This is a genomic window from Albidovulum sediminicola, from assembly GCF_025751575.1.
Classification (GTDB): domain Bacteria; phylum Pseudomonadota; class Alphaproteobacteria; order Rhodobacterales; family Rhodobacteraceae; genus Albidovulum; species Albidovulum sediminicola.
This window is the reverse complement of record NZ_JAOWLA010000012.1, coordinates 57,654-78,400: the sequence shown is the minus strand read 5'-3', so window position 1 is coordinate 78,400 and position 20,747 is coordinate 57,654. Positions and strand designations below refer to the sequence as shown.

The window sequence follows — 20,747 nt, the reverse complement described above, 5'->3', positions numbered from 1 at the left end:
CCATGCACAAGGCTCGCCATAACCCGCTGAATTCCCTGGCCGCCCACGCCGCGCTTCTGACCTGGACGGCGGTCGCGCTGTTCCCGGTGGTCGTGATCCTGGTGAACTCCTTCAAGACCCGTAAAGCGATCTTCCGCGAGCCGCTGGCCCTGCCCGATGCCGATAGTTTTTCGCTGGTGGGCTACCAGACGGTTCTGAAACAGGGCGACTTCTTCCTTTACTTCCAGAACTCGATGATCGTGACCGTCGTCTCGCTTTTCTTCGTGCTTCTGTTCGGGGCAATGGCGGCCTTCGCGCTCAGCGAATATCGCTTTCGCGGCAACACGCTGATGGGGCTTTACCTTGCGCTCGGCATCATGATCCCGATCCGCATCGGTACCGTCGCGATCCTGGATCTGATGGTGCAGACAGGGCTTGTGAACACGCTTTGGGCGCTGATCCTGGTCTATACCGCGCAGGGCCTGCCGCTGGCCGTATTCATCCTGTCGGAGTTCATGCGCCAGGTCTCGGACGACCTGAAGAACGCAGGCCGGATCGACGGGCTTAGCGAATACACGATCTTCTTCCGGCTGGTGCTGCCGCTGGTGCGCCCGGCGATGGCGACGGTGGCGGTCTTCAACATGATCCCGATCTGGAACGACCTTTGGTTTCCGCTGATCCTCGCGCCCGGAGAGGCGACGAAGACGCTTACCCTCGGCAGCCAGGTCTTCATCGGGCAGTTCGTGACCGACTGGAACGCGGTGCTTTCGGCGCTGAGCCTCGCGATCCTGCCGGTGCTGATCCTCTATGTCGTGTTCTCACGCCAGTTGATCCGGGGCATCACGTCGGGGGCGGTGAAATGAGGGTTCTGGTCGCGGGACTTGGCAACATGGGGGTGAGCCACGCGCTGGCCCATCATCACCATCCGGGTGCGGAGCTCGCGGCGCTGGTCAATCGCAGCACGCCCGCCCTGCCCCAGGAGCTGAAATCCTATCCGCTTTACAACAGCTTCGATGAAGCTCTTGATACTGTGAGGCCCGATTTGGCGGTGATTGCCACCTATTCCGACAGCCACGCCGACTATGCCTGCCGGGCAATGGAGGCGGGCGCCCATGTCTTCGTCGAGAAGCCGTTGGCGACAACGGTCGCGGATGCGCGCCGTGTGGTCGATTGCGCAAAGGCTAACGGACGAAAGCTGGTCGTGGGCTACATCCTGCGCCACCACCCCTCCTGGCAAAGATTGATCGCGGAGGCACGCGCACTTGGCGGGCCTTACGTCTTTCGCCTGAACCTCAACCAGCAGTCGCGGGGCGCGACTTGGGAAACGCACAAGGCGCTGATGCGCACCACGCCGCCGATCGTGGACTGCGGGGTGCATTACGTCGATGTGATGTGCCAGATCACCGATGCCCGCCCCGTTCGCGTGCATGGCGTCGGCCTGCGATTGTCCGATGAGATCGCGGAAAACATGTACAATTACGGTCAGTTCCAGGTCGTTTTTGAAGACGGATCCGTCGGCTGGTACGAGGCCGGTTGGGGCCCGATGATGTCCGAGGTCGCCTATTTCGTGAAGGACGTGATCTCTCCGGGCGGGTCGGTGTCGATCCTCTCGGGAATGCACCCCGAAAGCGACAGCGTTGAGGGCCACACCAAGGTCGGCGCTCTGCGCATCCACCGCGCCGACGGCGGCGACAGCGACGTGGCTTTTCCGGAGGAACCTGGCCACCAGGCGCTCTGCGATGCGGAACAGGACTTCATGCTGCGCGCCATCACCGAGGACATCGACCTGACCCGCCATATGGAGGACGCGGTCACCTCGCTCGCCATCTGTCTTGCCGCCGACGAAAGTATCCGAACCGGCCAAGCCGTCGATCTGTCAGGAACCTGAACATGACTGCACTTCTTCTTGAAAACGTGAATAAATCATTCGGCGAGGTTCATGTCCTGAAGGACATCAACCTTGAGGTCGCGGATCGGGAGTTCATCGTTTTCGTCGGACCTTCGGGCTGCGGCAAGTCCACCCTTCTGCGCGTCATCGCAGGGCTGGAGGATGCGACTTCGGGGCGGGTCACGATCAACGGGCGCGACGTGACGCGGACGCCACCGGCGAAGCGCGGGATCTCGATGGTGTTCCAATCCTACGCGCTTTACCCCCACCTTGACGTGGAAGGAAACATGGCGCTTGGCCTGAGGCAGGCAGGCGAGGATCGCGGCGTGATCGCCGAGCGCATCGCAGCCGCGGCGAAGATGCTGTCGCTTGAACCCTACCTCAAGCGCCGCCCGGCAGAGCTTTCTGGCGGGCAGCGGCAGCGCGTGGCGATCGGGCGGGCCATCGTGCGAAAGCCGGACCTGTTTCTTTTCGACGAGCCGCTCTCGAACCTCGATGCGGCGCTGCGCATGGCCACGCGGGTGGAGATCGCGCAACTGCACCGGAACCTTGGCGCCAGCATGATCTATGTCACCCACGACCAGACCGAGGCGATGACGCTGGCCGATCGCATCGTGGTTCTTCGCGACGGCCGGATCGAGCAGGTGGGCAGCCCGATGGCGCTCTATAATGACCCCGCGAACCAATTCGTCGCGGGCTTCCTCGGGGCGCCCTCGATGAACTTCCTCGCCGCCGGTCCGCTTGGCGCGCCGGGCGCGGTCCTGGGCGTCCGGCCGGAATATCTGAGCGTCTCCGCAACTGGCGCGATCCAGGGGCGCGTGGCCCATGTCGAACGGCTGGGCGGAGACACGAACCTCCTGGTCACCACGCGCGCAGAGGAGACGGTGACAGTGCGCCTATTCGGTCAGCACGACCACCGCGTCGGGGAGGAGATCGGGCTGGACTTCGACCGCGCGCGGACCTTGTCCTTCGATGCGGAGGGAAAGCGGCTGCGCGCCTGACTTGGCCCTTGCGAAAGCGCGGGAAGCCCCCTATTCCCCGGCCATGACACAGCATGACCGCCTCCTGATCATCGACTTCGGCAGCCAGGTAACGCAGCTGATCGCGCGTCGCCTGCGGGAGCTGAACGTCTACTGCGAAATCCACCCGTTTCAGAACGTCACCGACGCTTTTCTGGCCGAATTCGCGCCGAAAGCGGTGATCTTCTCCGGCGGGCCGGCCTCGGTCTTTGCCGAGGGCGCGCCGATGCCGCCGAAGACGGTCTTCGATCTGGGCGTGCCGATCCTCGGGATCTGCTACGGTCAGCAGGTGATGATGCATTGCCTGGGCGGCAAGGTGGAACGTGGCCACGGCACCGCCGAATTCGGCCGGGCCTTCGTCACCCCCAAGGGCGACAATCTGCCGGTTCTCGACGGCTGGTTCGCGGACGGCCGCGAACAGGTCTGGATGAGCCATGGCGACCACGTCAGCCAGATCGCACCGGGGTTCGAGGTCTATGGAACCTCCCCCAATGCGCCCTTCGCGATCACCGCCGACGTGACCCGCCGTTTCTACGCCGTCCAGTTCCACCCGGAGGTGCACCACACGCCCAAAGGCGCGAAGCTTTACGAAAACTTCGTCAGGCTCGCCGGCTTCAAGGGCGACTGGACCATGGGCGCCTATCGCGACGAAGCGATCAAGAAGATCCGCGACCAGGTGGGCGACCAGAAGGTCATCTGCGGGCTTTCGGGTGGCGTCGATAGCTCGGTCGCGGCAGTCCTGATTCATGAGGCGATCGGCGACCAGCTTACCTGCGTCTTCGTCGATCACGGGCTTCTGCGCCTCGGCGAGGCCGAGCAGGTCGTGAGCATGTTCCGCGACCATTACAACATGCCGCTGATCCATGCCGATGAAAGCGACCTGTTCCTTGGCGCGCTTGAGGGCGTCAGCGACCCCGAGGTCAAGCGCAAGACCATCGGCAAGCTCTTCATCGACGTGTTCCAGAAGCATGCCAACGAGGTCGGCGGTGCCAAGTTCCTGGCGCAGGGCACGCTTTACCCCGACGTGATCGAAAGCGTCAGCTTCTCTGGCGGACCCTCGGTCACGATCAAGTCGCACCACAACGTCGGCGGCCTGCCCGAGAAGATGGGCCTGAAGCTGGTCGAGCCGCTGCGCGAGCTTTTCAAGGACGAGGTTCGCGCCCTTGGCCGCGAACTTGGCCTGCCGCAGTCCTTCATCGGCCGCCACCCCTTCCCCGGCCCCGGCCTCGCGATCCGCTGCCCCGGCGAGATCACGCGAGAAAAGCTCGACATCCTGCGCCGCGCGGATGCGGTCTATATCGACCAGATCCGCAAGCACGGGCTTTACGACGAGATCTGGCAGGCCTTTGCCGCGATCCTTCCGATGCGCACCGTGGGCGTGATGGGCGACGGGCGCACCTATGACTATGCGCTGGCGCTGCGCGCCGTGACCTCCGTCGATGGCATGACGGCGGACTACTACCCGTTCACCCACGACTTCCTGGGCGAGACTGCGACCCGGATCATCAACGAGGTCCAGGGCGTCAACCGCGTCTTTTACGACTGCACCTCTAAGCCGCCGGGAACGATCGAACTGGAATGAACGCTGGAAAGCCCCGGAGAACCTCCGGGGCTTTTCGTTTTAGAGCTGGCCCGCGACTGCCGCGTTCAGCGACCGGCTCCGAGTGGCGGCAGGGTTATCCACAGCCGAAGCCTCTGACGTCCCTGAATAACGCGTAGGCTTGCGCCAATTATGGCCCAGCGTGCCCGGGCGGCATATCTGGGCGGCGCGAAATCTGATAGGATGCCGGCGCTGCCGAAGGGCGCGCAGGAGCGCGCGGGGCAGTTTCACGGCACTCGCTCAAAGGGAGGCTTTGACGATGCATGTCATGATTCGCACATATTCTGGAAAAGGCGCGGTTGAGCTGACCAAGCTTCTGATCGCTCGCAGAAGCGAGGTGGAAAAGCTGATCGGCGGGGTCCGGGGGCTCCTCAGCTACGACATTGTGGAGACCGACGACGGTTGCTTTACGGTAACCGTCTGCAAGGACAAGGCCGGGACGGAGCAAAGCCTGGCCGTCGCCAAGGACTGGCTGAAGGCAAATACCGGGCATCTGGGGCTGGCCGCCCCGCATGTGATGGAGGGGAAATCCCTTTCCCACATCGGCGCGGCGACGGCGCACGCCGCCTAGACTGCGCGATCCGAAAACAAGACAGGGGGCCGAGATCGGCCCCCTTCTCGTGGCCAGCAACCCCGCTCAGCCGCGCGCGGAAAGCTCCAGCAGCTTCAAGCAGACCTTCGTCGCCATCCCCATGTCCTGAACGGAAATCCATTCCAGCGGCCCGTGGATGTTCTGCATGCCGGTAAAGATGTTGGGGCACGGCACCCCCATCTCGGTCAGGCGCGAGCCGTCGGTGCCGCCCCGGATCGGGACCGAGACCGGCTCAACCCCAAGCGCGCGCACCGCTTGCCTTGCAAGCTCCACCGGGCGCATGTCTTTTTCGAGCCAGTAGCGCATGTTGCGATACTGCGGGCGGACCGCACAGGAGATCTCGGCGCGCGGCTCCGTCGCGGCCACGGTTTCGCAGACCTGCCGCAGAAGCGCGCCCTTGGCCGCGAGCCCGTCCAGCTCGAAATCCCGCAGGATGAACTTCATCGTCGCCTCGGCGGCGGTTCCCTTGAGTTCATAAAGCATGATGAACCCGTCACGCCCGTCCGTCGTTTCCGGCGTCATCGTCGTCTGCGGCAGCGTCTGGGTAATCTTCGCGGCCAGGTGCAGCGCGTTGACTAGCTTGTCCTTCGCCGTGCCGGGATGGATGGACACGCCCTTGATCGTGACGGTCGCCGCGTCGGCGGAGAAGGTTTCACTCTCGATCTCGCCCACGGCGGCGCCGTCGAAGGTATAGGCGAACTCGGCGCCCAGGTCCTTTGGCAACCGCGTGTCCACGCCGCGCCCGATCTCCTCGTCCGGGGTGAAGGCGATGCGAATCGGGCCGTGCGGAATCTCGGGGCTCGCGAGCAGATGGCGCGCGGCGGTCATGATGATCGAAACGCCCGCCTTGTCGTCGGCCCCCAGCAACGTCGTTCCGCTGGCGGTGATGATGTCGTGCCCGTGCTTTTCGCCCAGATAGGGAAACTCCTCGGGCGTCATCATCAGGCCCGGCGCATCCGGGTAGGTCACCGGCCCGCCGTTGTAGTTGCGGATGACGCGGGGCTTCACGCCGGTCGCGTTGAAGGCGGGGGCCGTGTCCACATGCGCCAGAAGGCCGATCACCGGCCCCGGGGCGGTCGCGGGGATCGTCGCCAGCACCGCGCCGTAATCGGTCAGGCGCACGTCATGCGCGCCGATGGTCCCCAGTTCCTCGACCAGAAGCCGTTGCAGGACAAGCTGGATCGCGGTGGAGGGCGCGCCTTCGCCATCCTCGTCGCTTTGGGTATCGATGCCGGCATAGCGCACAAGGCGCTCTTCCAGCTCTCCGTCGAATTCGGTTCTCATGCCGGTCCTTTCCGGGCGCGCGGCCCCTACCCCTGCCGCAACCGCTCTAGCTGCGCGCGCTGCCGTTCGGTCAGCGCCACTGTCATCTCGTGGCCCTCGTCGCCGTCCCGCTCCGCCTTGACCACGCCCTGTTCGTGCAGCCAGGCGCGCGCGCGGCCCTCCTCGAACCCAAGCGTCAGCGTCTCGATCGTGCGCCGGTCGTCCAGCGCGGTGGAAATCGCGTCCAGAAGCGCCTCCAACCCCTCTCCGCTCAAGGCGCTGACGGTGTGGATGCCGGGCGTCCGCGCATCCTGCACCAGAAGTGCTGCGCGCTGTTCAAGGGTCAGAAGGTCGATCTTGTTCCAGACCTCGAAGACCGGGACCTCCTCCTCAACCCCCAGGCTTTCGAGGATCTCGCGCACGTCGGCGGCCTGTTCCTCGGTCTCGGGGTGGGCAATGTCACGGACATGCAGGATCAGGTCCGCCTCCAGCACCTCTTCCAGGGTTGCGCGGAAGGCCGCAACCAGCTGGGTCGGCAGGTCCGAGATGAAACCCACCGTGTCCGACAGGATCACCTTCTTGCCCGAAGGCAGAAGCACACCGCGCATCGTCGGGTCGAGCGTGGCGAACAGCATGTCCTTCGCCAGAACCTCGGCCCCGGTCATGCGGTTGAACAGTGTGGATTTCCCGGCGTTCGTGTAGCCCACCAGCGCCACGATCGGGAAGGGAACCTTGCGCCGCGCCGCGCGGTGCAACTCGCGCGTCCGGACCACCTTGGCAAGCTGCCGGCGGATCTTGACGACCTCTTCGTCAATGGCGCGCCGGTCGGCCTCAATCTGGGTTTCGCCGGGGCCGCCGACGAAGCCAAGGCCACCGCGCTGACGTTCGAGGTGCGTCCAGGCCCGGACCAGCCGCGTGCGCTGATAGGACAACGCGGCCAGTTCGACCTGTAAAACACCCTCGCGCGTATGCGCCCGATCCGCGAAAATCTCCAGGATCAGCCCCGTACGGTCCAGAAGCTTGACCTTCCACTCGCGCTCCAGGTTGCGCTGCTGAACGGGGGTCACGGGACCGTCGATGAGGACCAGTTCAACCTCGTCGGCCTCAATCCGGGCCTTCAGTTCCTCGATCTTGCCGGCGCCGAACAGCATGCCCGGTTGCGGGCGGGCAAGCCGCACGACCTCCGCCCCCGTAACCGCGAGGTCCGCAAGCGCGGCGGCCAGTGAAACGGCCTCCGCCAGCGCGAGCTCCGGCGCGCGGCGCCGGCGTTCGGATTTCAGGTCCGGGTGCAGGACAAGCGCACGCGTCGGCCCCTTGCGGGTGGCGCCGTTTTCCTCTTGTCCGGTCAAATCACGTCCGCTCAGTCTTCGCCCTCGTAAAGCGAGATCGGCTGCCCTGGCATGATCGTGGAGATCGCGTGCTTGTAGACCAGCTGCGACTGCCCATCCCGACGCAGGAGCACACAGAAGTTGTCAAACCAGGTGATCACGCCCTGAAGCTTCACACCGTTGATCAGAAAAATCGTGACCGGAACCTTGGTTTTCCGAACATGATTGAGAAACGCGTCCTGCAAATTTTGTTTATCGGCAGCCATTTTGATTGTCGCCTTCTGTCCGAGCGGAGTTCTTCGCCCCTCAGCGCTGCACCGGAGGCTTGGGGCAAGTATGCGTAAGTCCGGACAGATTTCCAGCCCCCTTGTGCCGCTTTGTTGACACGAAACTCAATTGCGCCAGAAGTCGGGATTGAGCAGTGCGATGATCGCAAGGGTTTCAAGCCGCCCCAGAACCATGGCCGCCGCCAAGACGGTCTTGGCCCAGGCGTCGAGCATGGCCCAGTCGATGGGCGCGCTTCCCGCCACATTCGCCAGCGGCCCGGTCGTCGAAAGTGCGGCCACCGACAGGATCGTGGTCTTTTCGAAGTCGAGCCCGGAAAGCGACAGCGCCAGCATCGTGACCGCGATCGACAGGGCGAACAGCATGAAGAACACCCAGGCCATCTGGGCGCCCTGGCGGCGAAGCTTGCGGGCCATGACGCCCGAACCGCCGATGGAGGAGGGATGAACAAGCCGTTCGATCTCGCGCTCGCCGTGGCGGTAAAGCGCGTATACGCGCAGAAGCTTGACGCCCCCCGCGGTCGTCGCCACGCCCCCGCCGATGACGGCAAGACCCGCGAGGATCAGCCCCGGCGTCGCCAGCCCCGACCAGTTGCGCGCCGCGACCCAGCTTTCGGATTCGAAGCCGGTGGTCGTGAGGAACGACAGAACCGTAAAGATCGATCCCCAGATCGCCAGCAGCGCCTGGCCGATGCCCGGAACCTCGTCGATCTCGATTGCGCCGATCCAGTGGCGCAGGAACAGCAGCGCCGGCAAGGTGACGATGAACAGAATGCCGAATCGCAGTTCCGGGTCCTGGAACAGCCGCTGCGCGCCGACCTGGAGCTTGCCCGAGGGGTAGAACCGTCGCGTCAGCGCGAAGAAGAGGAAGAGGAAGATCAGGATCTCTCCGCCCAGGCCCGAGGGCGCGCGCCCGACCCCGCCCAGCGGCGAGATGCCAGAGGTCGAAAGCGTCGACATCGCATGGCAGGCCGCCACCAGCGAGGGATCGCCCGCAAGGATCAGCGCGATCCAGAGCAGCCCGGTCAGGCCCACATAGACCGGCAGGATGCTGATCGCGGCGCGCGCGAGACGTCCGCGCAGATCGACGGTCCGGATATTGTAGGCGGCCCCCGCCAGACCTGCCGCGCTGGGACTGCCCGCGCCCAGTACCTCGAACCCGCCCAGGTTCATCGGCGCCAGCACCGCGACCGCCGAGACAAGGATGATCGCGCCGCCCATCCAGCCCACCAGTGCCCGCCAGAGATGGATCGAGGGCGCCAGACGGTCCGGCGCGAAAAGCGTGGCCCCCGTGGTGGTCACCGACGACAGCATTTCCCACCAGGCGTTCAGGTAGGTCGTGTCGGGGATCGCCTCTGCCATCGGCACCGCCAGCATCAGCGGCAAGAGCACGAAGGCCCCAAGCAACGCCAGAAGCTGGCCGCGCGGCGTGTCGTCATGGCGGTTGGCCGATGTCGCAAGGCCGATCAGCGCGACGAGGATGAGAAACAAGGAGCCCGAGTAGAAGAAGGCCCGCGCGACGAAGTGATTCCTGAGGCTGATCGCATGGATCGCCGGCAGGAACATCAACACCGCGCCGATCCCCATCAGCAGCACAAGAACCGGGACGTTGCGCAGGCGGTGCATGGCTCAGAAGAAGTCGATGGAGACCTGGAGGAGCCGTTCCACCTCGGGCACATCGCCCGTCATGCAGAACAAGGCGATCACGTCGCCCTCCTCGATCTTGGTGTCGCCGCTCGGTTTGAGAACCCGGTCCCCTTTCATCAACGCGCCGACCAGCACGCCTTCCGGGAACTCCACATCGCGCAAGAGGCGGCCCGAAATTGGCGAGGTCGAAAGCACTTGCGCCTCAATCAACTCCGCCTCGCTGTCGCCGATGGAATAGATCGCGCGCACCCGCCCGTGCCGGATGTGGCGCAGGATCGAGGACACGGTGGTCGCCCGCGGGTTGATATAGGCGTCGATGTCGAGCGCGGCCATCAACGGGGTCAGCGTCGGGTCGTTGACCAGCGCGATCGCCAGCTTGCAGCCGGCCTGTTTGGCGCGCACGGCGGCCAGGATGTTGGTCTTGTCGTCATCCGTCACCGCCAGAACCGCGTCGGCGCGGTCGATATTCGCCTCAAGCAGCAACTCCATGTCCATCCCGTCGCCGTTGAGCACGATGGTCCGTTCCAGCATGTCGGCGGCATTCTCGGCCTGGATTCGGTTGCGTTCGATCACCTTGGCGCGGACGCGGTCGGTACGCGCCTCAAGCGCGCGGGCTACGGCAAGGCCCACGTTGCCGCCCCCGATGATGACGACACGTTCCTGTTTCTTTGCGGCCTTGCCGAAGATTTCGAGCGTGCGCCCGACATCCTCGGAATGGGTGAAGGCATAGATCTGGTCGCCGGCGAAAAGCTGGTCACCCGGTTCCGGCGCGAACAGCCGCCCGTCGCGGCGAATGCCGACGACGATGGCACGCAGAGTGGAAAACAGGTCGGTGAGCTGGCGCAGCGGCGTGTTCAGAACCGGGCATTCATCGTCGAGCGCGATGCCCAGAAGCTGCGCCTTGCCATTCATGAAGCTTTCGGTGTCGAAGGTCGAGGGTGCGGCAAGGCGTTGCAGCGCGGCCTCCGCCACCTCCCGCTCGGGGCTGATCACGACATCGATCGGCAGGTGGTCCCGCCGGTACAGGTCGGAATAGATCGCGTTCTGGTAGGACTGCGCCCGGAGCCGGGCGATCTTGCGGGTGATCCCGAAGATCGAATGCGCGACCTGACAGGTGATCATGTTCACCTCGTCCGAATGGGTCGCCGCGATGATCATGTCGGCGTCGCGTGCGCCTGCCCGCTCAAGTACATCAGGGTAGGAGGCGAAGCCCGTCACGCCCTGGACATCCAGCGTCTCGGTCGCGCGGCGTACCAGGTCGGGGTTCACATCGACAACGGTCACGTCGTTCTTTTCGCCGGCGAGCTGGCGGGCAATCTGCCAGCCGACCTGACCTCCGCCGCAGATGATGACCTTCATTCCGTCTTTTTCCTCTCAGGGCGAGGCCCTTGATAGGCCCACGAGGCCGCCGCGGTCAATGCGAGAGCGCGGAGGGGCGGCCAAGGCCCCAGGATCGGCGGAGGGGCAAAAGATCGGGCGCAGCCGGCCGGCCGCCCAGGGTTGCGGGAACATGTGGCCCGCTCAGGCCTCTTCCTCCAGGTCCGCGTCCTCAAGATGCGCCACCCGCGCACCGGACTTGGAGGTCGTAACGACGCCCAGGGACTTCAACTTGCGGTGCAGTGCCGAACGTTCCATGCCCACGAAGTTCGCCGTGCGGCTGATATTGCCGCCGAAGCGGTTGATCTGGGTCAGCAGGTATTCGCGCTCGAAAAGCTCGCGCGCCTCGCGCAGGGGGAGCGTGGCCAAAGCGCCCGACAGAACCACCCTGCCCTCGTCCGGCGCGGCCTCGCCCTGACCCGGAAGCTCGCGCGCGTCAATCTCGCCGGAGCCTTCGCCAAGGATCAGCATCCGCTCGATCACGTTGCGCAACTGGCGGATGTTACCCGGCCAAGGCATGGTCTGCATCATCGCCTCCGCCTCATCGCTGATTTCGCGTAGCGGCAGGCCCTGGGTTTTGTTGAAGTGTTCGATGAAATGCCTTGAAAGTTCGGGAATATCCTCGCGCCGCTCCTCCAGCGGGGGAACCGTGATCGGAACGACGTTCAGCCGGTCGTAAAGTTCCTGGCGGAAGCGGCCGGCGGCGATCTCCGAGGTCAGGTTGCGCGTGGTGGAGGAGATCACGCGCAGATCGACCCGCACCTTGTCGGCACCGCCAACGCGCGTGAACTGCTGTTCCGTCAGGACGCGGAGGATCTTGGACTGGGTGCCAACCGGCATGTCCGCGACCTCGTCGAAATAGACAACGCCGCCATGGGCCTGTTCCAGAAGCCCTTTTTCCACCCCGCGCTCCGGCGTTTCGCGGCCGAACAGAACCTCTTCCATCCGTTCAGGCTCAATCGCGGCCGAGGCGACCGAGATGAAGGGTCCGCCCGCGCGGTTGGAATGCTGGTGGATGTAGCGCGCCGCGACCTCCTTGCCCGAACCGGGCTGGCCCGTCAGCATCACCCGTCCGTTCGACTTCGTCACCTTGTCAAGGTTGGATTTGAGCGTGCGCAGCGCAGGCGAGTTGCCGATCATGTCAGTGGCAGTGGTATCGCGTCGCCGCAGCGTCGCGTTTTCCCGCCGAAGCCGAGAGGTCTCCATCGCCCGGGTGATGACCACGGTCAGCTGGTCGATGTTGAAGGGCTTCTCGATGAAGTCGTAGGCACCCTGCTTGATCGCAGCGACCGCGATCTCGATGTTGCCGTGGCCGGAGATGATGATGATCGGCACATCGGGGTTGTCGCGCTTGACGGTCTTGAGGATGTCGATCCCGTCCATGCGGCTGTCCTTCAGCCAGATGTCGAGGATCATCAGCGCGGGCGGGGCCGCGTTGATCTCCGCCATGCACTCGTCGGAATTGCCGGCGAGCCGCGTTGAAAAGCCCTCGTCCTTCAGGATGTCCGAAATCAGTTCACGAATATCACGTTCGTCGTCGACGATAAGAATGTCATTCATTTTCCACTATCCGCCGGTTCGGCGGCCCTCTCCTTGGCGACACGACCGCCCGCCCGGGCGCGGGGCAGTCGAATTTCGGCCAGCGCCCCCCGGTGGTCGCCGCCCTCGAAGACGGGCGCGTCGGTCAAAACCAGCGTCCCGCCATGTTCCTCGATGATTTTCTTCACGATGGGCAGGCCGAGCCCCGTGCCCTTCTCGCGTGTGGTGACATAGGGCTCAAACAGCCGGGCGCGGTCCTCGGGCAGGCCGATCCCGTTGTCCGAGATGCGGATCGTGACGATATCGGGCGTGACCTCCATGGCCACACGCACCTCCGGCGCGTAACCGCCGGGCGCGCCCTTTTCAGTAAGGGACTCAATGGCCTCCCCGCCGTTCTTGATCAGGTTCGTCACGGCCTGAGAGATCATCGTGGCGTCAAGTTCGACGATCACCGGCTCGCCCGGAAGGTCCGCCACGATCCGCGCGCCGTGCAGTGCGTCCTCCTGCAAGGTCACGGCGTCGCGCATGAGCTTGGCCAGATCGTGCTCGCGCCGGTCCGGCTCCGGCATGCGCGCGAATTTGGAAAATTCATCCACGATGCGCCGCAGGTCGCCCGTCTGACGGATGATGACATCGGTCATCTGCGTCAGAGACTCGGTGTTTTCACCCTCCAGCAAGCGGGAGAACTTGCGCCGTATCCGCTCCGCCGAAAGCTGGATCGGCGTCAGCGGGTTCTTGATCTCATGCGCGATGCGCCGCGCCACGTCACCCCAGGCGGCCATGCGCTGCGCGCTGACAAGGTCAGTCACGTCGTCGAAGGCGACAACGTAACCTTCTGGATTTCCGTCGGAATTCCGCCTGGTCGCCATGCGCACCAGCAGGCTTTCGAGCCGACCCGCGCGCGACACCTTGATCTCTTCCTGCGCAACCTCGCCCAGGCCCTCGCGCAGCCGTGCGAAGAGCGCCGCGAACTCCGGGACGGCGTCGGGAAGCGGGCGATCGTGATCGCGCCCTTCGTCCAATTCAAGCAGGCGCACCGCGGCGCGGTTGAGGAAGTCGACCCGGCCCTCGGCATCAAGACCAACCACGCCAGAGGTGACCGACGACAGCACGGAATCGAACAGTCGGCGGCGCCGCTCAGTCTGGCGGTGGCTGTCGATAAGCGCCTCGCGCTGGCCCTTCAGCTGGCGGGTCATCTGGTTGAAGATCCGGCCCAGCATGGCGATTTCGTCGTCGCCCTCCTCCTCATGGACCTGGACGTCAAGATCGCCCGCCCCCACGCGCTGCGCGGCCCCGGCAAGGCGGCCGACAGGCCGGGAAAGGCGCTCCGCGAACCAAAGGCCGGTCAGGATCGCGGCGAGAACGAGGATCAGCGCGAAACCCAGGTAGACGAGGCCAAATTCGAAGAGCACGCGCCCGCGCGCGGATTCAAGTTGCTGATAGAGCCCCACCGTTTCGCGGGTGTCGTCCAGAAGGCTCAGCAACTGCCCATCGACCGAGCGGGAGACATAAAGGAACCGATCTGCGAACCCTTCCAGATGCACCAGCGCGCGGAACTCGTTGTTCTGCCAGTCCTCGATAAGGGCGGGTTCGCCCCCGGCTGCGTGGTCGATATCCTCGGGTGCGGGCGCCTCGTAGTCGAAGAGGTAGGAGCGTTCTCCGCGCGCCCGGATGGCGCCGGAGCTATCGATCACATAGGCCTCCTTCAGGCCGCGCTGGATCTGTCCCTGCGCCTGGTTGAGCGCCTGACGCAACTCCGCATCCGATTGCAGGAAGGCGATCTGCCGGCTGTTCTCCAGGAACCGCGCCAGAGCTTCGGCGTCGGTCACGAGGTCGCGGCGGTGCTCTTCCTGATAGGCCTCCGCTGCCGAAAGCGAGGTGCCGACCACGCTGCGAACCCGGTCGGAAAACCAGCCCTCAAGCCCGATGTTGACGGTCAGCCCGGCGAAGATCGCGACGATGACCGTGGGCACCAGCGCGATCCCGGCGAACACCCCGGTCAGGCGAAGGTGAAGCCGCGACCCCGCCGAGCGCGCCCGCCGCGCGGCGATCATCTGCGCCAGCCGCGACAGGATCAGCGCCGCGAGCAGCAGGAAATAGACGAAATCGGCCAGCAGGATCAGGCGCAGCGCGGTGGAGTTCGCCCCCTGTCCCATGGGTCCCAGCGCCACGAAGGTCGCGAAGGCCAGAAGCGGACCCAGGACGACCAGCCCCAGGGTCACATAATTCTGGACGCGCCTTTGCCGCCGCAAGCGGCTAAGCCGCTCCCATGGTGAGATACGCATGAAGCCCTGCAAGAGGCCGCCCCTGATCTGTTGCCGCTTTCCGCGGGTACCGCCGAACTGTCGTGGTCTCTCTCCGGTTGCGACCGAATTGCCACATTTTGTGTTGCGGTTTTACATCAATTTCCGGCGGCGTGTCACGCGGATATCGAGATCGGTGATCTTCTTGCGGAGCGTATTGCGGTTGATGCCCAGAAGATCGGCACATTTCGCCTGATTGCCCGCCGTCGCGTCCAGCGCGATCTCGATCAGCGGAAGCTCCATTTCCTTCAGAATCCGGTCATATAGGCCAGAAGGTGGAAGTGTCCCGCCATGAAGGTCGAAGTAGCGGCGCAGGTGGCGCCCGATCGCGGCGGAAAGTTGCTCATCGCTGCCCGCGTCGATCTGGGGGCGCGCGACGGACTGTGTTCCCAATGCGGCTTCGATCTCCGCCCGGCTGATTTCAGGCTCGGACGCGGTCACGGCGAGTCGGCGCAGGGTGTTCTCCAGCTGGCGCACATTGCCGGGCCAGGGGTAGGCCCGGATCAGGTCCATGGCATCCGAGCGCAGGACCTTCTGGCCCAACCCGTCGCGGGCGTCGCGGGCCAGGAAGTGGTTCGCCAGAAGCGGGATGTCCTCCACCCGCTCGCGCAGCGCGGGGACCCCGAGCGTCACACCCGAGAGCCGATAGAACAGGTCCTTCCGAAAGGCACCGGCCTGGGTCTTCTTGCCCAGATCATCCTGCGAGGTGGCGATGATGCGCGGCGCGTTCGAGGGCAGCGCATCGAGCATCCGCACGATCCGGCCCTGGATTTCGTCGTCGAAGTCTCCGACCTCATCAAAGACCAGCGTTCCGCCCCGCGCACGCGCGAGCAGCGCCGAGGGCCCGTCCATCCCCTGCAGGTCGGCGGCCTGGGCCGTGACGAAAGGTAGCGTCCGGCGATCCGAAAAGTCATGAATTGCGCGGGCGATCAGTGACTTGCCGGTGCCGCTTTCGCCCGTGATCAGGACCGGCAGGTCGGCGTTCATCACCCGCGCAACAAGGCGGTAGAGGTTCTGCATCGCGGGCGTGCGCCCGACCAGGGGCAGATCATCTGCGGGCGTGCGTGGCGTGGCCGGTTCCGCGGTGGGCGTCCGACGGCGCTTCTGTTCCAAGGCACGCGCCGCCCGCTTCATCAGGTCCGGCAGGTCGAAGGGCTTGGGCAGGTAGTCGAAGGCCTCCGCCTCGGCCGCCTGGATGGCGGTCATGATGGTGTTTTGCGCCGAAATCACGATCACGGGCAGCCCGGGACGGGCGGTCGCGATCTTGGGAAGCGCCTCAAGCCCGTTGCCGTCCGGCATGATCACATCGGAAATCACGAGGTCGCCCTTGCCTTCCTCGACCCAGCGCAGCAGCGTCACGAGGGAGGAGGTCGCGTGAACCTTGCAGCCCGCGCGGGTCAGCGCCTGGGTCAGCACAGTGCGGATCGTGCGGTCGTCATCGGCGACAAGTACCGTGCCGTCCATCATTCACTCCTTTCGTCATCGGACCTCGGCGCCAGAGGCAGCGAGACCCTGAACACTGTCCGGCCGGGGACCGAGTCGACGCCGATCCAGCCGCCGTTTTCGTCCACGATCTTGGACACCAAGGCGAGGCCAAGGCCGGTTCCGTTCTCACGCCCGGAAACGAAGGGGTCGAACAGATCGGCCGCGATCGCGGGGGGAACGCCGGGGCCGTCGTCAATGATCTCGACCTGAAGCGGCAGGGCCACACCAGAGCCATCCTGCCGCCTGAGGCGCAAGGAGACGTCGTAAAACGTGTGCAGTCGGATGGTTCCGCCCCCCGGCGCGGCTTCGGCCGCGTTCTTGAGCAGGTTCAGGAAAACTTGCACCAGCTGGTCAGGGTCGCAGTATGTCGGCGGCAACGAGGGATCGTAGTCCTCGACGATGGCCATGTGTGCAGCAAAGCCCAGCAGCGCCGAACGCCGGGCCCGGTCGAGGGCATCATGGATGTTGACGATGCGGCGTTCTGGCGGGCGCAGGTTGCCGAACTGCTCGACCTGCTCCAGCAGCTTCACGATGCGGCGGCTTTCCACCACGATCAGGTCGGTCAGCTCCTGGTCCTCGGGCGCAAGCGACATCGAAAGCAGCTGCGCCGCCCCGGTAATCCCGGCCAGCGGGTTCTTGATTTCATGCGCCATCATCTCGGCCATGCCGATGGCGGAACGGGCCGAGGACTTGATCGCGCCGCCGCGCCCAAGCCGATCGGCGAATTCGCGTGGCGCCATCAGGAGGAGGATGGTGTCCGGGTCATCGACAAGGCCGGCGGCCTGAAGGTTGCACAGGACCGGCGCGCGTTCGCCGGTGCCGACCGGCACATCGGTGATGAAGACCGGGGAGCGGTTGCGGCGGATGCGAGCGAAAGCCTCCTCCAGCGGGGCGTCAATCGCGACCCGGTCAAGGAAGGTTTGCCCCTTCAGGCTGCGGGCCGACATGTTGAGGAAAAGCTCCGCCGGCGCGTTGACGTCGATGGTCCGGCCCTCGGCGTCGATCAGGACCGCTGGCACGGGCAAGGAGGCCCAGACGGAGGCCGTGCTGCTCATGCCGCCCTCTGTGTTGGAAGATCGGCGAAGGCCGCGCGGATCAGATCGCGCACCTCCTCGGGCCGGGTGGCGATCATCAGCCGCGCACGGTGATCGGCCGCCGCCCCGGCCTCGTCGGCATACCACCCAAGATGCTTGCGCGCGATGCGCAGCCCCAGTTCGGGGCCGTAGAAGTCCAGCATGTCGTCGTAATGTCCGATGATCATCTCGGAGCGGGCGGCGCCCGAAGGGACGCGCGGCGCCGGATGGCCGAAAAGTGCGGCCGCGATTTCGGCCAGGCGCCAAGGCGCCCCCTGGGCGCCGCGCCCGACCATCACGCCGTCAGCACCTGAGGCGCGGAGCGCCCGCGTGGCATCACCAGCGGAACAGATGTCGCCATTGGCGATGACGGGGATCGAGACGGCCTCCTTCACCCGGCGGATGGCGGCCCAGTCAGCGCGGCCCTTGTAGAACTGCTGGCGGGTGCGGCCATGGATCGTGATCATGCGAATGCCCGCATCCTCCGCCCGGCGGGCAAGGGCGGGCGCGTTCAGGCAGTCGGTGTCCCAGCCAAGGCGGCACTTCAGCGTCACGGGCAGATCGACGGCGGCCACCACCGCCTCAATCAGGGTCAGCGCATGGTCGAGGTCGCGCATGAGAGCAGAGCCCGACATGCCCCCCGTCACCTTCTTGGCCGGGCACCCCATGTTGATGTCGATCACCGGGGCGCCCATGTCCGCCACGACCCGCGCGGCGTCGCCCATGGCGCGGGCCTCGCGCCCGGCAAGCTGGACCGAGGTCATGACCCGCCCGTCGCCCAGGCCGAGGTCAGTGCGCGCCTTGGCCCGGACCGAAGGCTTGGCCGTCAGCATCTCGCCCGAGGCGACCATCTCAGACACGACGAGGCCTGCGCCGAAGGATGCGACCAGCCGACGAAACGGCAGATCCGTGATCCCGGCGAGAGGCGCCAGGAAAACGGGCGGTTCGAGTGTCACGTTGCCAAGGGAGATGACCACGAAAAGTCCCTTCTTCTTCGCTATCTGGCTATCGGCGCCGCAGACGGGCCGCAATGCTCAGCGCTTACATAATTGGCGACGTTGTCAATTTGCACAAATTTTAGGCGAATAGGAAGGGCAATTTGCAACATTACCGGCATTGTCAGCACCTGTCCGCCGCACTAGACCACCAGATCAAGGAGAACCGATGCCGGCAACCAGGGACAGGACAGCCGCCGTGATCGTGGCCGCGGGCCGCGGTCTTCGCGCGGGCGGCGATGAGCCGAAGCAGTGGCAGTCCCTGGCGGGGCGTCCGGTGCTCGCGCATGCCGTCGCGGCCTTCACGGATTTCGCGCGCGTGCTTGTGGTTCTGCACCCCGATGACATGGCCCGGGGCGTCACCGAACTTGGCGGGCACGTCACCCTCGTCGCGGGCGGTGCGACGCGCGCAGGGAGTGTGCGAAACGCGCTGGAGGTCCTCGACGGGTCAGACCTTGACCATGTGCTGATCCATGACGGGGCCCGTCCGCTTGTCCCGCGCGCGCTGATCGACCGGGTTCTTGCGGCGTTGGGCCGGGCCGCTGCACCGGCGTTGGCGGTGACCGATGCCCTGTGGCGGGGGGAGGATGGCGGGGTCGATGGCGCGGTCGCGCGCGACGGCCTTTACCGCGCCCAGACGCCGCAGGGGTTCGCCCTTGCCGATATCCTGGCCGCCCATCGGGCGGGCAGCGCCTCGGCGGCCGACGATGTGGAGGTGGCCCGCACGGCGGGCATGCACGTCGCGATCGTCGCCGGAGCCGAAGAGAACATCAAAATCACATGGCCGGAGGATTTCGTCCGGGCCGAGCGCCTGATGGGGAAGAATATGGATGTACGCCTGGGCAACGGATATGACGTCCACGCCTTCTGCGACGGCGACCACGTCACGCTCTGCGGGGTGCGGATTGCACATGAGCGCGGGCTTCTGGGCCATTCGGACGCCGATGTGGGCATGCATGCGCTGACCGATGCCATCTACGGCGCACTGGCGGATGGCGACATCGGTCGCCACTTCCCGCCCTCGGACACGCAATGGAAGGGTGCGGCGAGCGAGATTTTTCTGGCCCATGCGGCGGGCCGGGCGCGGGCGCGCGGCTTCGCGATCTCCAACGCCGATGTTACGCTGATCTGTGAAGCGCCGAAGGTCGGCCCGCATGCGGGGGCCATGAAAGCAGAACTGGCGCGTATCATGGGGATCGAGGTGGACCGCGTCTCGGTCAAGGCGACGACGTCGGAACGGCTCGGCTTCACGGGCCGCAAGGAAGGGATCGCGGCCATCGCCACGGCAACACTGGTGAAGTCATGAAGGGCACGACCGTCATCGCGACATTTCTCGGCACGGGGCTGATGCGTCCGGCACCGGGCACCTGGGGGTCGCTGGCCGCGCTGCCGGTGGCCTGGGCGCTCATGACGCTTCTGGGGCCGCTCTGGCTGATCCCGGCGGCGGTCCTCGCCTTCCTTTTGGGGTGGTGGGCGACCGCGATCGAGACCCGCGGCCAGGACGACCACGACCCGTCCGAGATCGTCATCGACGAGGTCGCGGGCCAATGGATCGCGCTCTTCCCGGTGGCCATTGGCGTGGCCCATACCGGGGCCGCGCTTCGCGACCTCTGGCCGGGCTGGATCGCGGCTTTCGTCCTATTCCGTCTCTTCGACATCTGGAAGCCCTGGCTCGTCGGCCGTGCTGACCGGCGAGGCGATGCGTTGGGCGTGATGCTGGACGATGTCTGGGCCGGGGTTTTTGCCGCCATTGGCGTTGCGGCGCTGGCGGCCTTCGCGCATGGGGTCCTGATGTGAGCCGCGCCGCGCGACTGCTGGACCTCGCCCGCGCGCGGGGCGCAATGATCGCGACCGCCGAAAGCTGCACGGGCGGCATGATTGCCGCGGCGATCACCGATGTCGCGGGATCCTCCGACGTGTTCGACCGCGGCTTCGTGACCTATTCGAACGCGGCCAAGATGGCGATGCTCGGCGTGGCCGAGGCGACGTTGACCGCCCACGGGGCCGTGAGCGAACCCGTCGCGCGCGAGATGGCCGAGGGGGCGCTTGCCAATTCGCAGGCGACGCTGGCGGTGTCCGCCACCGGTATCGCGGGCCCCGGCGGGTCGGAGTTCAAGCCGGAAGGCCGGGTCTGCTTCGGTCTTGCCCGGAAGGGCCACCCCACCCGCGTCGAAACGGTGGAATTCGGCGCGCCGGGTCGCGCTGCCGTCCGCCGCGCCAGTACCGAGCATGCGCTCGACCTGTTGATCGCTAGCCTGTCGGACTAATTCGCAACCCGCCCGATCCAGGGCAAGATGCGCCCATATCTGCACAATTTGCAGGCGGTTTCTAAAACGCCACCATTTGCGGCGTGCCTGCGTGCATTTGCCGTTTTC

The 20,747-nt window shown here is 65.5% G+C and carries 18 protein-coding genes; 8 read left to right on the top strand and 10 right to left on the bottom strand.

Going from position 1 to position 20,747, the window contains the following annotated elements:
• Nucleotides 1-2: 2 nt before the first annotated feature.
• The 5 genes from OE647_RS13410 (at nt 3) to OE647_RS13390 (ending at nt 5,057) form a co-directional block, all read left to right on the top strand.
• The gene (locus OE647_RS13410; RefSeq protein WP_263722253.1) at nt 3-842 is read left to right on the top strand and encodes a carbohydrate ABC transporter permease; all 840 of its coding nucleotides are present in this window, start codon (nt 3-5) and stop codon (nt 840-842) included.
• Nucleotides 839-1,867, top strand: coding sequence for a Gfo/Idh/MocA family protein (locus OE647_RS13405; protein ID WP_263722252.1), 1,029 nt, complete (start codon nt 839-841; stop codon nt 1,865-1,867). The genes OE647_RS13410 and OE647_RS13405 overlap by 4 nt, the downstream gene beginning before the upstream one ends.
• A gap of 2 nt (nt 1,868-1,869) precedes the next feature.
• On the top strand, nt 1,870-2,868 hold the full coding sequence (locus OE647_RS13400) for an ABC transporter ATP-binding protein (protein ID WP_263722251.1): 999 nt from the start codon (nt 1,870-1,872) through the stop codon (nt 2,866-2,868).
• Nucleotides 2,869-2,911: 43 nt separating this feature from the next.
• Nucleotides 2,912-4,468, top strand: a complete 1,557-nt coding sequence (gene guaA / locus OE647_RS13395) for a glutamine-hydrolyzing GMP synthase (protein ID WP_263722327.1) — start codon at nt 2,912-2,914, stop codon at nt 4,466-4,468.
• Nucleotides 4,469-4,754: 286 nt separating this feature from the next.
• Entirely contained in the window at nt 4,755-5,057 is a 303-nt protein-coding gene (locus tag OE647_RS13390; RefSeq protein ID WP_263722249.1) for a hypothetical protein, read from the top strand.
• Nucleotides 5,058-5,123: 66 nt separating this feature from the next.
• Here the strand turns inward: OE647_RS13390 and pepT are convergent, their stop codons facing one another.
• From pepT to dusB, 10 genes are all read right to left on the bottom strand, one after another.
• Nucleotides 5,124-6,362: a peptidase T gene (gene pepT, locus OE647_RS13385; protein WP_263722248.1), complete on the bottom strand. Its 1,239-nt coding sequence runs from the start codon at nt 6,360-6,362 to the stop codon at nt 5,124-5,126.
• A 26-nt stretch (nt 6,363-6,388) separates the two neighbouring features.
• On the bottom strand, nt 6,389-7,690 hold the full coding sequence (gene hflX / locus OE647_RS13380; protein WP_263722247.1) for a GTPase HflX: 1,302 nt from the start codon (nt 7,688-7,690) through the stop codon (nt 6,389-6,391).
• A gap of 11 nt (nt 7,691-7,701) precedes the next feature.
• Entirely contained in the window at nt 7,702-7,935 is a 234-nt protein-coding gene (gene hfq / locus OE647_RS13375; RefSeq protein WP_107323454.1) for an RNA chaperone Hfq, read from the bottom strand.
• A gap of 126 nt (nt 7,936-8,061) precedes the next feature.
• Nucleotides 8,062-9,579 carry a TrkH family potassium uptake protein gene (locus tag OE647_RS13370; protein ID WP_263722246.1) on the bottom strand — a complete coding sequence of 506 codons (1,518 nt, stop codon included), beginning with the start codon at nt 9,577-9,579 and terminating at the stop codon, nt 8,062-8,064.
• Nucleotides 9,580-9,582: 3 nt separating this feature from the next.
• Nucleotides 9,583-10,959, bottom strand: coding sequence for a Trk system potassium transporter TrkA (gene trkA / locus OE647_RS13365; protein ID WP_263722245.1), 1,377 nt, complete (start codon nt 10,957-10,959; stop codon nt 9,583-9,585).
• Nucleotides 10,960-11,121: 162 nt separating this feature from the next.
• Nucleotides 11,122-12,537 (bottom strand): nitrogen assimilation response regulator NtrX, encoded by a 1,416-nt coding sequence (gene ntrX / locus OE647_RS13360; protein ID WP_263722244.1) that lies wholly within the window; start codon nt 12,535-12,537, stop codon nt 11,122-11,124.
• Entirely contained in the window at nt 12,534-14,801 is a 2,268-nt protein-coding gene (locus tag OE647_RS13355) for a sensor histidine kinase NtrY-like (RefSeq protein ID WP_263722243.1), read from the bottom strand. Before OE647_RS13355 ends, ntrX begins: the two co-directional genes overlap by 4 nt.
• 111 nt (nt 14,802-14,912) lie before the next feature.
• Nucleotides 14,913-16,283 carry a sigma-54 dependent transcriptional regulator gene (locus OE647_RS13350; RefSeq protein WP_263722242.1) on the bottom strand — a complete coding sequence of 457 codons (1,371 nt, stop codon included), beginning with the start codon at nt 16,281-16,283 and terminating at the stop codon, nt 14,913-14,915.
• Nucleotides 16,283-17,359: a two-component system sensor histidine kinase NtrB gene (locus OE647_RS13345; RefSeq protein ID WP_263722241.1), complete on the bottom strand. Its 1,077-nt coding sequence runs from the start codon at nt 17,357-17,359 to the stop codon at nt 16,283-16,285. Before OE647_RS13345 ends, OE647_RS13350 begins: the two co-directional genes overlap by 1 nt.
• The gene (gene dusB, locus OE647_RS13340) at nt 17,356-18,354 is read right to left on the bottom strand and encodes a tRNA dihydrouridine synthase DusB (protein ID WP_263722240.1); all 999 of its coding nucleotides are present in this window, start codon (nt 18,352-18,354) and stop codon (nt 17,356-17,358) included. Before dusB ends, OE647_RS13345 begins: the two co-directional genes overlap by 4 nt.
• 187 nt (nt 18,355-18,541) lie before the next feature.
• Between dusB and OE647_RS13335 the strand changes: the two genes are divergently transcribed.
• The 3 genes from OE647_RS13335 to OE647_RS13325 are packed head-to-tail and all read left to right on the top strand — an operon-like array spanning nt 18,542 to nt 20,639.
• Nucleotides 18,542-19,678: a bifunctional 2-C-methyl-D-erythritol 4-phosphate cytidylyltransferase/2-C-methyl-D-erythritol 2,4-cyclodiphosphate synthase gene (locus OE647_RS13335; RefSeq protein WP_263722239.1), complete on the top strand. Its 1,137-nt coding sequence runs from the start codon at nt 18,542-18,544 to the stop codon at nt 19,676-19,678.
• Nucleotides 19,675-20,169, top strand: a complete 495-nt coding sequence (locus OE647_RS13330) for a phosphatidylglycerophosphatase A family protein (RefSeq protein WP_263722238.1) — start codon at nt 19,675-19,677, stop codon at nt 20,167-20,169. Before OE647_RS13335 ends, OE647_RS13330 begins: the two co-directional genes overlap by 4 nt.
• The gene (locus OE647_RS13325) at nt 20,166-20,639 is read left to right on the top strand and encodes a CinA family protein (RefSeq protein WP_263722237.1); all 474 of its coding nucleotides are present in this window, start codon (nt 20,166-20,168) and stop codon (nt 20,637-20,639) included. The genes OE647_RS13330 and OE647_RS13325 overlap by 4 nt, the downstream gene beginning before the upstream one ends.
• Nucleotides 20,640-20,747 lie beyond the last annotated feature (108 nt).

What these genes read in the sequence shown, in the direction of transcription:
- OE647_RS13410 (WP_263722253.1), top strand. Translation starts at nt 3, where the DNA reads ATGCACAAGGCTCGCCATAACCCGCTGAATTCCCTGGCCGCCCACGCC.
- OE647_RS13405 (WP_263722252.1), top strand. Translation starts at nt 839, where the DNA reads ATGAGGGTTCTGGTCGCGGGACTTGGCAACATGGGGGTGAGCCACGCG.
- OE647_RS13400 (WP_263722251.1), top strand. Translation starts at nt 1,870, where the DNA reads ATGACTGCACTTCTTCTTGAAAACGTGAATAAATCATTCGGCGAGGTT.
- guaA (WP_263722327.1), top strand. Translation starts at nt 2,912, where the DNA reads ATGACACAGCATGACCGCCTCCTGATCATCGACTTCGGCAGCCAGGTA.
- OE647_RS13390 (WP_263722249.1), top strand. Translation starts at nt 4,755, where the DNA reads ATGATTCGCACATATTCTGGAAAAGGCGCGGTTGAGCTGACCAAGCTT.
- pepT (WP_263722248.1), bottom strand. Translation starts at nt 6,362, where the DNA reads ATGAGAACCGAATTCGACGGAGAGCTGGAAGAGCGCCTTGTGCGCTAT.
- hfq (WP_107323454.1), bottom strand. Translation starts at nt 7,935, where the DNA reads ATGGCTGCCGATAAACAAAATTTGCAGGACGCGTTTCTCAATCATGTT.
- OE647_RS13370 (WP_263722246.1), bottom strand. Translation starts at nt 9,579, where the DNA reads ATGCACCGCCTGCGCAACGTCCCGGTTCTTGTGCTGCTGATGGGGATC.
- trkA (WP_263722245.1), bottom strand. Translation starts at nt 10,959, where the DNA reads ATGAAGGTCATCATCTGCGGCGGAGGTCAGGTCGGCTGGCAGATTGCC.
- ntrX (WP_263722244.1), bottom strand. Translation starts at nt 12,537, where the DNA reads ATGAATGACATTCTTATCGTCGACGACGAACGTGATATTCGTGAACTG.
- OE647_RS13355 (WP_263722243.1), bottom strand. Translation starts at nt 14,801, where the DNA reads ATGCGTATCTCACCATGGGAGCGGCTTAGCCGCTTGCGGCGGCAAAGG.
- OE647_RS13350 (WP_263722242.1), bottom strand. Translation starts at nt 16,283, where the DNA reads ATGGACGGCACGGTACTTGTCGCCGATGACGACCGCACGATCCGCACT.
- OE647_RS13345 (WP_263722241.1), bottom strand. Translation starts at nt 17,359, where the DNA reads ATGAGCAGCACGGCCTCCGTCTGGGCCTCCTTGCCCGTGCCAGCGGTC.
- OE647_RS13335 (WP_263722239.1), top strand. Translation starts at nt 18,542, where the DNA reads ATGCCGGCAACCAGGGACAGGACAGCCGCCGTGATCGTGGCCGCGGGC.
- OE647_RS13330 (WP_263722238.1), top strand. Translation starts at nt 19,675, where the DNA reads ATGAAGGGCACGACCGTCATCGCGACATTTCTCGGCACGGGGCTGATG.